Annotated in this window: 10 protein-coding genes; 7 read left to right on the top strand and 3 right to left on the bottom strand. The window is 70.2% G+C overall.

The window, feature by feature from the left end; all coding sequences use genetic code 11:
- Positions 1-24 precede the first annotated feature (24 nt).
- Complete coding sequence (locus tag Q8K84_RS01085) at positions 25-1,524, top strand: inorganic phosphate transporter (protein ID WP_305279737.1); 1,500 nt, start codon at positions 25-27, stop codon at positions 1,522-1,524.
- Here Q8K84_RS01085 and Q8K84_RS01080 read toward each other — a convergent pair.
- The gene (locus Q8K84_RS01080) at positions 1,502-2,035 is read right to left on the bottom strand and encodes an NUDIX hydrolase (RefSeq protein ID WP_305279735.1); all 534 of its coding nucleotides are present in this window, start codon (positions 2,033-2,035) and stop codon (positions 1,502-1,504) included. The genes Q8K84_RS01085 and Q8K84_RS01080 overlap by 23 nt on opposite strands.
- A 208-nt stretch (positions 2,036-2,243) precedes the next feature.
- On the opposite strand from Q8K84_RS01080, the gene Q8K84_RS01075 reads away from it, so the two are divergent.
- From Q8K84_RS01075 to Q8K84_RS01065, 3 genes are read left to right on the top strand one after another with little or no spacing between them, the layout of a single operon-like run.
- Positions 2,244-3,092 (top strand): ImuA family protein, encoded by an 849-nt coding sequence (locus tag Q8K84_RS01075; RefSeq protein ID WP_305279732.1) that lies wholly within the window; start codon positions 2,244-2,246, stop codon positions 3,090-3,092.
- 16 nt (positions 3,093-3,108) lie between these two features.
- On the top strand, positions 3,109-4,533 hold the full coding sequence (locus Q8K84_RS01070; RefSeq protein ID WP_370867812.1) for a DNA polymerase Y family protein: 1,425 nt from the start codon (positions 3,109-3,111) through the stop codon (positions 4,531-4,533).
- An 8-nt stretch (positions 4,534-4,541) separates the two neighbouring features.
- Complete coding sequence (locus tag Q8K84_RS01065) at positions 4,542-7,769, top strand: error-prone DNA polymerase (protein WP_305279730.1); 3,228 nt, start codon at positions 4,542-4,544, stop codon at positions 7,767-7,769.
- Positions 7,770-7,779: 10 nt separating this feature from the next.
- Here Q8K84_RS01065 and Q8K84_RS01060 read toward each other — a convergent pair whose 3' ends face one another.
- Positions 7,780-8,775: a sensor histidine kinase gene (locus Q8K84_RS01060; RefSeq protein ID WP_305279728.1), complete on the bottom strand. Its 996-nt coding sequence runs from the start codon at positions 8,773-8,775 to the stop codon at positions 7,780-7,782.
- A gap of 213 nt (positions 8,776-8,988) precedes the next feature.
- Between Q8K84_RS01060 and Q8K84_RS01055 the strand changes: the two genes are divergently transcribed.
- Both Q8K84_RS01055 and Q8K84_RS01050 read left to right on the top strand, forming a co-directional pair.
- On the top strand, positions 8,989-10,512 hold the full coding sequence (locus Q8K84_RS01055; RefSeq protein WP_305279726.1) for a carboxylesterase/lipase family protein: 1,524 nt from the start codon (positions 8,989-8,991) through the stop codon (positions 10,510-10,512).
- 206 nt (positions 10,513-10,718) lie between these two features.
- Positions 10,719-11,576 carry a Ku protein gene (locus tag Q8K84_RS01050; protein WP_305279724.1) on the top strand — a complete coding sequence of 286 codons (858 nt, stop codon included), beginning with the start codon at positions 10,719-10,721 and terminating at the stop codon, positions 11,574-11,576.
- A gap of 8 nt (positions 11,577-11,584) precedes the next feature.
- On the opposite strand, the gene efp is transcribed toward Q8K84_RS01050, so the two are convergent.
- Positions 11,585-12,151, bottom strand: a complete 567-nt coding sequence (efp, locus tag Q8K84_RS01045) for an elongation factor P (RefSeq protein ID WP_305279722.1) — start codon at positions 12,149-12,151, stop codon at positions 11,585-11,587.
- 141 nt (positions 12,152-12,292) lie between these two features.
- Here efp and epmA point away from each other — a divergent pair, with 141 nt between their 5' ends.
- A complete protein-coding gene (gene epmA / locus Q8K84_RS01040; protein ID WP_305279719.1) occupies positions 12,293-13,339 on the top strand; it encodes an EF-P lysine aminoacylase EpmA in 1,047 nt (348 codons plus the stop codon).
- The last annotated feature ends 12 nt before the right edge of the window (positions 13,340-13,351 follow it).

The following is a 13,351-nucleotide window of genomic DNA, read 5'->3' as shown; positions in this document are numbered from 1 at the left end:
TGATCGTCTCCATGGAAGCCTCCCTTGGCCAAGACCACCCTCGACAAGGACCTCGGTAAGGTCACCCGCCTGCAGAGCGCGACCCACGAGCTGTCGCGCTCCATCGCCCTGCCGGGCCTGTCGGTCCTGTTCCTGGTGGCGGTCACGATCTTCGCCACCTTGGTGGTCGGCGACGGTCCCTTGGCCATCTACGCCATCATCGGCGCGGTGGTCGCCGGCTATCTGGCTCTGAATATCGGCGCCAATGACGTGGCCAACAATATGGGGCCGGCCGTCGGCAGCAAGGCCCTGCCCATGGCCGCGGCCCTGGTCATCGCCGGAATCTGCGAGGCCGCCGGCGCCATCCTGGCCGGCGGCGACGTGGTCTCTACGGTCTCCAAGGGGATCATCACCCCGCCCGCAGACCTTGGGACGGTGAACTTCATCCTGGTGATGACCGCGGCCCTGTTCGCCGCCGCGGTCTGGATCAACCTGGCCACGGTGATCGGGGCGCCGGTCTCCACCACCCACTCCATCGTCGGGGCGGTCCTGGGCTCCGGGGTGGCGGCGGCGGGCTTCGGGGTGGTCGCCTGGCCGACGCTGGGCGCCATCGCCGCCAGCTGGGTGATTTCACCGGTGCTTGGCGGACTGGTGGCCGCAGGCCTGCTGGGCCTGATCAAGGTCACTATCCTGTTCCGTCAGGACCGGATCGCCGCAGCCCGCACCTGGGTGCCCCTGCTGATCGGCCTGATGAGCGGGGTTTTCACCCTCTACATGCTGTCCAAAGGACTCAGCCGGGTCTGGACGCCGTCACATCAGACGACCCTGACCCTGGGCGCGGTCCTGGCCCTGGCCGGCTGGCTGGCCGCGCGGCCCTGGGTGGCGCGGCGCGCGGCCCTGATGGACAACCGGCGCAAGGAGGTCAGCCGGCTCTTCGTCCTGCCGCTGATCTGCGCCGCGGCGCTGCTGTCCTTCGCCCACGGGGCCAATGACGTGGCCAACGCCGTCGGCCCCCTGGCGGCCATCGTCAGCGCGACCCAGACCGGCTCGGCCACCATCGCGGGCGACGTCGCCCTGCCGCTCTGGGTGCTGGCCATCGGAGCGCTGGGGATTTCGCTGGGCCTGGCCCTGTTCGGCCCGCGCCTGATCCGCACGGTGGGGGAGAAGATCACCAAGATGGACGCCATCCGGGCCTATTGCGTGGCCCAGGCCGCGGCCATCACGGTGCTTGGCGCCTCGACGCTCGGCCTGCCGGTCTCCTCGACCCACATCGCCATCGGCGGCATCTTCGGGGTGGGTCTGCTGCGGGAGATTCTGACCAACCGCGGGGTGCGCCGCAGGCCTAATGGGGTTCCGCCTGAATCCCTCCAGCCGTCCCCGCCCTCAGAACTCACCGAACGCCAGCGGGAGAAGACTGAGAAGCGCCGCCTGGTCCGCCGCCGGCACGCCTGGAGCATCGCCGCGGCCTGGGTGGTCACCGTCCCGGCCGCAGGGGTCCTGGCGGCCGGCATGTATGGCCTGCTCAGCGTCCTGATGCGGCTTTGACCTTGCGGCGGGCCTTTCCGGGCTTGGCCGGCGCCGCCAGGGTCTCCAGGCGATCAGCCGTCCGGTTCAGCAGGTCGACCAGACCCGGATCCCCGAGGCGGGCGGCGGCCTCCGGCAGGCTCATCCACCGCCGCCGCCTCTGACCGCGCTCGGGCCAGCGGTCGAGCTGGCGGGTGACCCGCAGGAGATAGAGGCTGACCTCGATGGCTTCGCGCTGGTCCCCGCGGATACGGACCGAAGGATAGGCGCCCAGCGCCACATCCTCGACCTCGCCCTCGACGCCGGCCTCCTCCAGGGCCTCCTGGGCCGCGGACTCCCAGGGGGTGCGGCCGCTCATCAGACCGCCCTTGGGAAAGACCCAGCGCCCGGTGCGCCGTGAGGTGACCAGCAGGACCGACACCCCCTTGTCGCTCACACGATAGGGCACCGCGCCGGCCTGCCGGGTCGGGGTCTCGGGCGTCAGAGGGAGGGGTGCTGGGCCCCGCCACCAGTCGATGAATCGTCGCAACATTGCGCGGCCTTCCTTGCGATGCGGCGCCTGACTCAGGAGGCAACGCGGGGCGCAGGCCCCGGTTCGCGGTCTGGCGACGCACCCGCAGTCCTGGGGGTATCTGATTCGCGGGGCCGGCGAGGGGCTCAGCCCCGACGACTCATTCTGGGTTGATTGACTCTGGCGGACTCCGGACTAGAACAAAAATAGAACAAAAGGATGAGGAGCCATGGCCGGTTTTCGCAGCGGGCGTCTGGACGCCGTGCGGGCGAAGATCGCCGCCCTGGAGACGGGCGGACGGGGGGAGTCTGAGTCCCTCCCCTTCGGCGACCCGCGCATCGACCGCTGCTTTCCCGGCGGCCGAGGCCTGCCCCTTCACCGCTGGCATGAGGTGGGGGGCGAAGGGATGGAGGCCGAGACCGCCGCCGCGCCCGCCGCCTTCGCCGCCCTGCTGGCCCGGCCCCTGCTGAAGAAGGGGCCGGCGGTATGGATCGCCCGGCGGGATGATCTGCACCTGCCGGGTCTGGCGGGGCTGGGCTTTCCCTCCGGCGGACTGATCGAGGTCTGGGCGAGGGACGAGGCCCAGGCCCTGGCTGCGGCCGAGGACGCCCTGGGGGCCTCAGGGGTGGGCGTGGTGTTCGTGGAGGCCCAGGCCTGCGACCTGACGGCGGGACGGCGCCTGCAGCTGGCCTGCGAAAAGGGTCAGGCCACGGGCTTCCTGATCGCCCGGCGGCCCTTTGGCGGCGGGTCTTCGGGGACCGCCGGGGGATCGGCGGCGGCCACCCGCTGGTCCATCGCCTCGGCCCCCAGCCAGCCCGCGGCGGGACGACCGGGCCTGGGGCCGCCCCGCTGGCGCGCCACCCTGGAGCGCTGTCGCGGCGGACGCCCCGGCGCCTGGCTGTTTGAAAGTCCCGCCGCCTATTGCGAAACGGAGATCCAGGATGACGCGCATCCTCTGCGCCTGGTCGCCGACCTTGGCGATCGACAACTGGCGCCGGCGCAACCCGCCCGCCCCGCAAGCTCCCCCGCCCCCTTCCCCGCCGGGGGGCAAGGCGTCCCCCGCCGTCGCCTCGCCTGAGGCCCCCCTGGCCCTGGTGGAGACAAGAGGCGGAACCCGCCGGCTGGCGGCGGTGGACCGCGCGGCCGCAGGCCTTGGCCTGTTCGCCGGTCAGAAGGCCGCCGACGCCCTGGCCTATGTCCCCGATCTCGCGGCCGCCGAGGCCGAGCCGGAGGCCGACGCCCAGGCCCTGCGGGCCCTGGTCGACTGGTGCGTGCGCTTTTCTCCGGCCGTGGCGCCCGATCCCCCCGACGGCCTGTTCCTGGATATGACGGGCCTCGCCCATCTGTGGGGAGGCGAGGCCGCCCTGGTCGCCGACTTCCGCCGCCGCCTGGCCCGCAACGGCCTGCCCATGGTCTGCGGGGTGGCCGATACGCCCGGCGCAGCCTGGGCCCTGGCCCGCCACGGGGACGGGGCCAGCCTCTGCCCGCCGGGCCGGCAAGAAGAGGTGCTGGATCACCTGCCCCCCAGCGCCCTGCGGATTTCACAGGCCGCCTGCGCCCAGCTCGAACGCCTGGGCCTGCGCCGGATCGGAGAGGTCCGTCGCCTGCCCCGCAGCCAGCTCGCCAGGCGGTTTGGCCTGGAGCTGATCACCCGCCTGGACCAGGCGCTGGGCGAGGCGCCCGAGGCCCTGGCCTTCCGCAGGCCGCCCAACCCCTGGTTCGATCGCCTCGCCCTGGCCGAGCCCATCAGCAGCCCCGACGATATGGCCCGGGTGTGCGGCGACATCGTCGAACGGCTCTGCGCCCGGCTGACCGCCGAGGGCCAGGGCGCCCGCCGCTTCGAGCTCGCCTATCACAGGGTGGACGGGCGTCCCCAGACCGTGGAGGTGGGCCTGGCCGTCGGCGCCCGGGAGGCGGCCAGGATCACCCGCCTCTTCCTGCCGCGGCTGGAGCAGGTGGATCCCGGCTTTGGGGTGGAGCAGGTGACGCTGGCGGCCTTCGAGGTGGAGGCTCTGAACCCTCGCCAAAGCGCGCTGACCCCAGAGCCGGCGGTGGGCGGAGGCGTCGAGATCGCCCCCCTGGTGGACCGCCTGGCCAACCGCCTGGGGCCTGAGCGGGTCTGGACCAGCCAGGCGGTGGAGAGCCATGTGCCCGAGCGGGCGGTGGCCAGACGCGCGCCCTTCTCCCCCGAACCCCCGGCCCGCTGGGACCCGGCGCGGCCCAGGCCCATCCGCCTGTTCCGCCGGCCAGAGCCTATCGAAGCCACGGCGCCGGTGCCTGATGACCCGCCGGTGCAGTTCCGCTGGCGGGGCCGGCTGCACCGGGTGCGCCTGGCCGAAGGGCCGGAACGGATCGCCGAGGAGTGGTGGAAGGCGCCGATCGAGGCGGCCTCGACCACCCATGTGCGCGACTATTACCGGGTGGAGGACCAGGACGGCGGCCGCTTCTGGATCTTCCGATCAGGCCTCTATGAGGCGGGCGCCCCGACCAAGTGGTGGCTGCACGGCCTGTTCGGATAGGCCCGCCCATGTCGCTTGCCCACACGCCCGCCCCCTCCCCCGCCTATGCCGAGCTGATGGCGGCCAGCAACTTCTCCTTCCTGCGCGGCGCATCTCACCCGTGGGAGTTGGTGGCCACCGCCGAGGCCTTGGGCGTTTGCGCCATCGGGGTCTGTGACCGCAACAGCCTGGCCGGCGTGGTGCGGGCCTGGAGCGCCGGGCGGGAGCGCAACATCAGGGTCCTGACCGGCGCCCGGCTGGACTTCGCCGACGGGACGCCGAGCCTGATCTGCTATCCGAAGGACCGGGAAGCCTATGGCCGCCTGACCCGCCTGCTGACGCTCGGCCAGCGGCGGACCAAGAAGGGGGGCTGTGAGCTCTCCTATGGCGACTTCGCCGCCCACGCCGAGGGCCAGGTGGTGCTGGCGGTTCCTCCGGCGCGGCTGGACGGGGCCTTCGCTCAGGCCCTGGCCAAGGTGGCTGGCGACTTCAGGGGCCAGGCCTGGCTGGCCGCGGCAAGGGGCTATGGCGCCCGGGACCTGCCCCGGCTGGCGCAACTGGCGGAGCTGGCCAGGGCCACCGGCGCGCCCATGACCGCGGTCAATGACGTGCTCTATCACGGGCCGGAGCGCAGGCCCTTGCAGGACGTACTGACCTGCATCGCTGAAAAGACCAGCATCGACCAGGCCGGCTGGCGCCTGGCCGCCAACGCCGAGCGGCACCTGAAGTCGCCCCTTGAGATGGCCCGTCTGTTCGCCCGTTTCCCCCAGGCGCTGGAACAGTCGGTGGCGGTGGCCGGCCTGATCGATTTCGACCTGTCGGAGCTGCGCTACGAATATCCCGACGAGCCCGTGCCCCCGGGCAAGACCCCCATCGCCCACCTGCGCGACATCACCTGGCGCGGCGCCTCTCAGCGCTACCGGCGGGGCGTGCCCGACAAGGTCCGCAGGCTGCTGAACCACGAGCTCGATCTGATCGAGCGCCTCGACTACGCCAACTATTTCCTCACCGTCCACGACATCGTCGCCTGGGCCAGGGCCCAGGGCATCCTCTGCCAGGGGCGGGGCTCGGCGGCCAATTCCTGCGTCTGTTTCTGTCTGGGCGTGACGGCGGTGGACCCCACCAAGCCCGACCAGGACCTGCTGTTTTCCCGCTTCATCTCCGAGGAGCGCGGCGAGCCCCCGGACATCGACGTGGATTTCGAGCACGAGCGGCGCGAGGAGGTGATGCAGTACGTCTATGGCCGCTACGGCAGAGACCGGGCGGCGATCTGCGCCACCGTCATCCACTACCGTCCGCGCATGGCCATCCGCCAGGTGGGCAAGGCGCTGGGTCTGACCGAGGACGTGACCGCGGCGCTGGCGGGCACGGTCTGGGGCAGCTACGGGACCGGCACGCCCGACGACCATGTCCGCCAGACCGGCCTTGATCCGGACAACCCCCAGATCCGCCGGGCCACCACCCTGGCCACACAGCTGATCGGCTTTCCCCGCCACCTGTCGCAACATGTGGGGGGCTTCATCCTCACCAAGCGGCGGCTGGACGAGACCGTGCCCATCGGCAACGGGGCCATGAAGGACCGCACCTTCATCGAGTGGGACAAGGACGACATCGATGCGCTCGGCCTGATGAAGGTCGACGTGCTGGCGCTCGGCATGCTGAGCGCCCTGCGCAAAAGCCTGTCCATGCTGCGGGCCGACCACGGCCAGCACCTGCACGACCTGGCCGACATCCCCCAGGAGGACCCGGCGGTCTATGAGATGCTGAGCCGGGCCGACTCCGTGGGCGTCTTCCAGGTGGAGAGCCGGGCCCAGATGTCCATGCTGCCCAGGCTGCAACCCCGGCGGTTCTATGACCTGGTGATCGAGGTCGCCATCGTGCGGCCAGGCCCCATCCAAGGCGACATGGTCCACCCCTATCTGCGCCGCCGGGAGGGCAAGGACCCGGTGGACTTCCCCGCCCCCCATCCGGACCACGGGCCGCCCGATGAGCTAAGGCAGGTGCTGGGCAAGACGCTCGGCGTGCCGCTGTTCCAGGAACAGGCCATGCGTCTGGCTATCGAGGCGGCCAGGTTCACCGACGCCGAGGCCAATGGCCTGCGCCGGGCCATGGCCACCTTCCGCCACCACGGCAATGTGGGGGACTATGGGGTCAAGTTCGTCGAGGGCATGGTCACCCGGGGCTATGACCCCGACTTCGCCAGACGCTGCTTCGCCCAGATCGAGGGCTTCGGCTCCTATGGCTTCCCGGAGAGCCACGCCATCAGCTTCGCCCTGCTGGTCTACGCCTCGGCCTGGGTCAAGCAGCGCTGGCCTGACGTCTTCTGCGCCGCCCTGCTCAACAGCCAGCCCATGGGCTTCTACCAACCCGCCCAGCTGGTCCGGGACGCCCGCGACCACGGGGTGGAGGTGCGCGGCCCCGACGTCATGGACAGCGCCTGGGACTGCACGCTCGAGACCCCGGACGTGGAGGGGCGACTGAAGGCGGTGCGGCTTGGCCTGCGCATGATCAAGGGCCTGAGCCGCGAGGAGATGGAACGTCTGGCGGCGGCGAGGGCGGCGGGCGCCGACACCCTGCCGCAACTCGCCCGCCAGGCCCGCCTGTCGCAGCGGTCCCTGGAGCTGCTGGCCGAGGCCGACGCCTGTAGGTCCCTTGGGCTGGACCGGCGCGCGGCCCTGTGGCTGGCCAAGGGCCTGACCGGCGAGGGGCGCATCGAGGAGACCGCCCCCCTGTTCGCCCGCCGGGGCGGCCTAGGCGCGGCGGAGACCCAGGCCGACCTGCCGCTGATGAGCCTGCCCCACCAGGTGGCCGAGGACTACCGGACCACACGCCTGTCCCTGAAGGCTCATCCGTGCGGCTTCTTCCGCCGGGGACTGGCGGACCGCGGCGCTGTTCCCGCCGCGCGGCTGTCTGACCTGCGGCACGGGGCCAAGGTCTGCGTGGCCGGCCTCGTCCTGGTCCGCCAGCGGCCGGGCACCGCCAAAGGGGTCACCTTCGTCACCCTGGAGGACGAGACCGGGCCGGCCAATCTGGTGATCTGGAAGGACGCCTTCGAGGCCCATCGCCGGCTGGTGATGACCTCGGCCTTCCTGCTGGTCCATGGCCGGCTGCAGAAGGCCGGCGAGGTGATCCATGTGGTGGCCGAAGGGTTCGAGGACCTGACCCCCCAGCTTTCCCGCCTGCGGGAGGACAGGGCCGAGATCCGCGCCGCCTCCAAGGTCTCCGGCCGCCTGATCCGCAGCCGGGACTTTCATTGAGAGACACTCCCTAGCTCATCAGGCGGTCGGCCTTGATCTTCAGGATCGCGATCATGCCTTCGGTCGGCCACTGGTACTCCACCGATCCGCGCAGTTGCCGTTCCACCACACGGTCGAGCAGGCGCGCGCCGAATCCGGACCCTGGACTAGGCTCCCTCACGGGCGGACCGCCGCGCTCGGTCCAGACGATCACCGCCTCGTCCTGAACGATCTTGCAGGACACATCCAGCAGGCCAGCCGGCGCCGAGAGGGCGCCATACTTGACGGCGTTGGTGGCCAGCTCATGGATCACCAGGGCCAGGGCCGTGGCGGCGCTCTCCCCGATCCCCATCCGCGGCGCGGCAACCCGGATGCGTCCACTGAACGCGCCGAGGTCGTCATAGGGATTGAGCAGCACTGAGAGCAGGTCACCGAGCAGGGTGGCCTCATCTGTCTGGCCCGGAACAGGGCGGACCAGATCATGGGCGCGGCCCAGGGCGGAGAGCCGCTGGATGAGCTCGCGGGCCATGTCTTCCTTTGTCTCGGCCGAGCGGGAGGTCATGGAGGTGAGCGCACCGGCGATGGTGATCAGGTTCTTGACCCGGTGGCTCATTTCGCCGGCCAGCAACTCATTGGCCTCTTCGGCCTGCTTGCGGCCGGTGACGTCCAGGAAGACGCCGTACATGACGCGCTCCTCGATATCCTCGTCATCACCCCGCCCGCGGGCTGAAATCCAGCGGACGTCGTCACCGACCAGGATCCGAAAGTCGATCTCGAAGGGGCCGACAATGCCGCGGGTGGCGTTAAAGGCGACCCGCACCCGGTCACGGTCGGCTGGGTGGATGTGGACAGAGAGGTCTTCGAACTTTACGGCCACGTCCTTGGGCACGGTCCAAAGCTCGTAGCCGATATCGTCCATGGTCAGATCATCGCTGTCGACGTTCCACGCCCAAAGCGCGACTCCGGCGGCGGTGATGCCAAGCCGGAGGTGTCTTTCATCCCACACGGGGGAGGCCGGCTGGGTCATTGGAATACATTCCACTGTCCTGTCAGGACGCACTACCGACCACCTGACCCATAACGTGGGTCGGAGCAACCTGTCCTGGCGATAGGGCTTCAGCGCTGAGCGGACCGGGTGGCCCGTGGTGCGCAATTCCTTCGACCTTGAAAGCCACGCCCCCTTGACCCTGCCCCCGGCGGCCCGTCTCCTCGCGTTTGATTGCGGGACGGAGGCTTTGGGATGCGGTTCTTGGTGGCGGCGGCGCTTCTGGCGCTGGCGGCGACCCCGGTCGGCGCCGAGACAGTGCGGGTCGAAGGCGGCGTCCTGGCTGGCGAGGCCACCGACCGGGCGCGGATCTTCCGCAACATCCCCTATGCCGCCCCGCCCGTAGGACCCCTGCGCTGGGCGCCGCCCCAGGCGCCGATCCCCTGGACCGGCGCGCGGCCCGCGGTGGAGGCCGGTCCCTCCTGTCCCCAGCCGATGCGGGAGGACGGCGCGCCGAACGCCGGCGGCGCCAATGGGCCCACGCGCGAGGACTGCCTGCAGCTCAACGTCTTCGCCCCCCAGCCAAGCCCCGGCGCAAAGCCCGCCCCGGTCATGGTCTGGATCCACGGGGGCTCGCATCGCACCGGCGCCGGCTGGGTCTATGACGGCCAGAACTTCGCCCGGGACGGGGTGGTGCTGGTGGCCATCAACTACCGGCTCGGCCCGCTCGGCTATTTCGCCCACCCCGCCCTGACCCGGGAAGCTAAAGCCAAGGCCGCCGGGGCCAAGGCGCCGCTGGGCTCCTATGGGCTGATGGATCAGATCGCGGCGCTCAAATGGGTCCAGCGCAATATCGCCGTCTTCGGCGGCGATCCGAACAATGTGACGGTGTTCGGGGAATCCGCAGGCGGCATGAGCACGCTGGCCCTGCTGGCGACGCCCCAGGCCAAGGGGCTGTTCCACAAGGCCATCGTCCAGTCCGGCGGCGGCTGGTTCGAGCCGGACAGTCTGGCGGCCCGGGAGAAGATCGGCGTTGCGGCGGGCGAGACGCTTGGCCTGCCGGCCAGGGCCACCGCCGCCCAGTTACGCGCCGTGCCTGTCGACACCCTGATCAAGACCGTCGAGGGCGACTTCGGCCCCTTCCCCGACGGCCGCCTCCTGCCGCGCACCGCCACCCAGGCCTTCGCCGCCGGCGCGGAGATCGACGTGCCGATGATCATTGGCTGGAACAACGGCGAGGACAGCCTGCTGGGCGGTCCCGGCGGCGGGGCGCGGTTCGCCGCCAGCCTGCCGCCCATGAGCCGCGCCTTCTACGAAGAGGCCGCCGCCGAGGGCGACGAGGCCCTGGGCCGGGCGGTCTTCACTGACCGGGCGTTCGGGGCGCCCGCCCGCTGGACGGCGGGGCAGGCCGCCGATGGGGCGCCAGCCTTCCTCTATCACTTCTCCTATGTGGGGGACCGGTTCCGCCGGGTGCTCGACCGCGCCCATCATGCCGCCGAGATCCAGTACGTGTTCGAATACTGGGGCCGCCGGACGCCTGACAGCGTGGTCAGCGACGAGGACCGGGCCATGGCGCGCCTCATGCACGGCTGCTGGGTCGCCTTCGCCAAGACCGGCCGCCCGGCTTGCGAAGACCAGGCCTGGCCGGCCTATGGCCCGGCGTCGGACCAGCTCCTGGAGTTCGGCGCCGAGACCGGCGTGCGGCAGGGCTTCGGCAAGCGCCAGCTGGACGCCGTCGAACAGTTCGCCCTGCCGACGCTTGGCCTGCCGGCGCAATAGGCGACGCCCCTCCCCGTCACCCTCGGGCTCGTCCCGAGGGTCCCTGTCGAGGGCGGGCGCGAGGGTCGCGAGGGATCCTGGGCACAAGGCCCGGGATGACGATGGTGGGGTCGGGTGCGTGTCCCCTCTTCCTGACTCCCCCGCCTCCGAACGAATCACCGGCCAAGGCGTTGAGCTGACTCAACGATTCGCCGGAGAACCACCCCATGGCCGCCCGTCCCACCTGGCAGGGTTATCTGCGCCTGTCCCTCGTGAGCTGCCCGGTGGCGCTCTATACGGCCACCAGCCGCTCGAACGATGTCAGCTTCAACATGCTGCACAAGGACACCCACAACCGCATCCGCATGATCCCGACCGATCCTGACAGTGGGCCGGTGGACCGGGCCGACATCGTCAAGGGCTATGAGATCGAGAAGGGGCGCTATGTCGTCCTGACCCAGGACGAGATCAACAACGTCAAGCTGGAGACCACCCGCAGCCTGGACATCGAACGGTTCGTGGACGAGGCCGATATCGACCGGCTCTACTGGAACGCGCCTTACTTCCTGGTCCCCGACGGGGACATGGCGGTGGAGGCCTATACGGTGATCCGCTCGGCGATGGAGGCGTCCGGCAAGATCGCGTTGGGGCGGCTGGCCATGCATCAACGCGAGCGGGTGATGGCGCTTGAGCCCCGGGAGCTGGGCATCCTGGCCTACACCCTACGCTCGGCCGATGAGGTGCGCAGCGCTGAGGAGGCCTTCGAGGACATCCCTGACGTCAAGCCCGACAAGAAGATGGTCGAGATCGCCACCAGGATCATCGAGCAGCAGGAGGGCGAGTTCGAGCCGGCCATGTTCACCGACCGCTACGAAGAGGCCCTGCGCCAACTGATCGCCGAAAAGGAAGAGGGCCACACGATCGAGGCCCCCGAAGCGCCCAAGGACCTGGAGGTCAGCGACCTGATGGAGCAGCTCAAGCGCAGCCTGGGCGACACCGGCGGCGCCCGGCGCAAGCCGGCCAGCCGCACCGGCGCCAAGGCCAAGCGCGGCGCCGCCAGCTCAACGCGAAAGAAGAGCGCCTAGAACGACGTTTAGTCCTTGGCGCGTTCCACATAGGAGCCGTCCTCAGTGAGGACGATGATGCGGGTGCCGACGGTGATGTAGGGCGGGATCATGACCCGCAGGCCCACATCGGTCATGGCCGGCTTGTAGGATGACGAGGCCGTCTGACCCTTCATGGCGGGCTCGGTCTCGGTAATCTCCACCGTCACCCTTGATGGCAGGGAGATGGCGATGGCCACGCCCTCATGAGTAGAGAGCTGCACGGCCATGCCGTCCTGCAGATAGACCTTGGCGTCGCCGATCACGTCTTCCGTCGCCACCAGCTGGTCAAAGTTCTCCGGGTTCATGAAGTGATAGCCCTCACCGTCCTGGTACAGGAAGGTGTGCTCCCGCTCCTCGACGAAGGCCCGCTCCACCTGCTCGGTGGTGCGATAGCGTTCGGACACCTTCACCCCGTCGGAGATGCGGCGCATGTTCAGCTGGGTCACGGGCGTGCCCTTGCCGGGGTGGATGTTCTCGACGGTCAGGACCACGTAGAGCTTGCCGTCCACATCGACGACATTACCCTTGCGGAGCGAGCTTGCGGCGACCTTCACGTGATGTCTTCCTCGAACCTGGGGCGGGCCGGCGCGGGCCCGTTTGATCTCAAAAACCTATAGAGGTCCCGCGCACCTATAGGATCGCAGGCGTTTTCGCCAGCTTTGGCGCCGATTTTCCACTCCTGCCCGGACAGCCTCATGCCGCAGATGACCCCCTGGTGGGACAAGGACGCTCACCGCGACCGTCGGCCCTTCCTCACGGCCCGCGGCGCCATCACCAAGGCGGTGCGCGGCTGGTTCGAGAACCAGGGTTTCACCGAGGTGGAGGCCGCCGCCCTCCAGGTCTCGCCGGGCAATGAGGCCCACCTGCACGCCTTTTCGACCGAAGCCATCGGCCCGGACGGCCGCCGCGCGGCCCTGCACCTGCACACCTCGCCAGAATTTGCGGCCAAGAAGCTGCTGGCGGCCGGGGAGACGAAGATCTTTGACCTGGCGCGGGTGTGGCGCAACCGCGAGCGCGGTCCCCTGCACCACCCGGAATTCACCCTGCTGGAATGGTACCGGACGGACGCCCCCTACGAGACCCTGATGGAAGACTGCGCGCGCCTGCTGGCCCTGGCGGCGCAGACCCTGGGCGCCGAGAGGCTGACCTGGCGGGGCGCCGAGGCCGATCCCTTCGCCGAGCCAGAAAAGATCACGGTGGCCCAGGCCTATGACAGGTTCGCCGGGATCGACCTGCTGGCCACGGTGGGCGAGGGCGGGACCACCGACAGGGCGGCCCTGGCGAGGGCTGCGGGGCAGGCCGGCATCCGGGTGGCGGGCGACGACACCTGGGCCGACATCTTCAGCCGCATCATGGTCGAGAAGGTGGAGCCGAACCTCGGCTTCGGACGTCCCGCCATCCTCTGCGAATATCCCACCGCCGAGGCCGCACTGGCGCGCCCCAAGGCCAGCGACCCGCGGGTGGCCGAGCGGTTCGAGCTCTATGCCTGCGGGGTGGAGCTGGCCAACGCCTTTGGCGAACTCACCGATCCAGCCGAACAGCGCCGGCGGTTCGAGGTCGAGATGGACGAAAAGGCCCGGGTCTATGGGGAGCGCTATCCCATTGATGAGGACTTCCTGGCTGCGCTCGCCCACATGCCGGCCGCCAGCGGGGCGGCGCTGGGCTTCGACCGCCTGGTCATGCTGGCCTCGGGCGCCCAGCGGATCGAGCAGGTGATCTGGACCCCGGTGGCGGAGGTCTGACAGGCGGCTGCA

This window comes from Phenylobacterium sp., from assembly GCF_030679875.1.
Classification (GTDB): domain Bacteria; phylum Pseudomonadota; class Alphaproteobacteria; order Caulobacterales; family Caulobacteraceae; genus Phenylobacterium.
The sequence above is the reverse complement of the archived record's forward strand: the minus strand, read 5'-3'. Positions and strand labels throughout refer to the sequence as shown.

What these genes read in the sequence shown, in the direction of transcription:
- Q8K84_RS01080 (WP_305279735.1), bottom strand. Translation starts at nt 2,035, where the DNA reads ATGTTGCGACGATTCATCGACTGGTGGCGGGGCCCAGCACCCCTCCCT.
- Q8K84_RS01075 (WP_305279732.1), top strand. Translation starts at nt 2,244, where the DNA reads ATGGCCGGTTTTCGCAGCGGGCGTCTGGACGCCGTGCGGGCGAAGATC.
- Q8K84_RS01065 (WP_305279730.1), top strand. Translation starts at nt 4,542, where the DNA reads ATGTCGCTTGCCCACACGCCCGCCCCCTCCCCCGCCTATGCCGAGCTG.
- Q8K84_RS01060 (WP_305279728.1), bottom strand. Translation starts at nt 8,775, where the DNA reads ATGACCCAGCCGGCCTCCCCCGTGTGGGATGAAAGACACCTCCGGCTT.
- Q8K84_RS01055 (WP_305279726.1), top strand. Translation starts at nt 8,989, where the DNA reads ATGCGGTTCTTGGTGGCGGCGGCGCTTCTGGCGCTGGCGGCGACCCCG.
- Q8K84_RS01050 (WP_305279724.1), top strand. Translation starts at nt 10,719, where the DNA reads ATGGCCGCCCGTCCCACCTGGCAGGGTTATCTGCGCCTGTCCCTCGTG.
- epmA (WP_305279719.1), top strand. Translation starts at nt 12,293, where the DNA reads ATGCCGCAGATGACCCCCTGGTGGGACAAGGACGCTCACCGCGACCGT.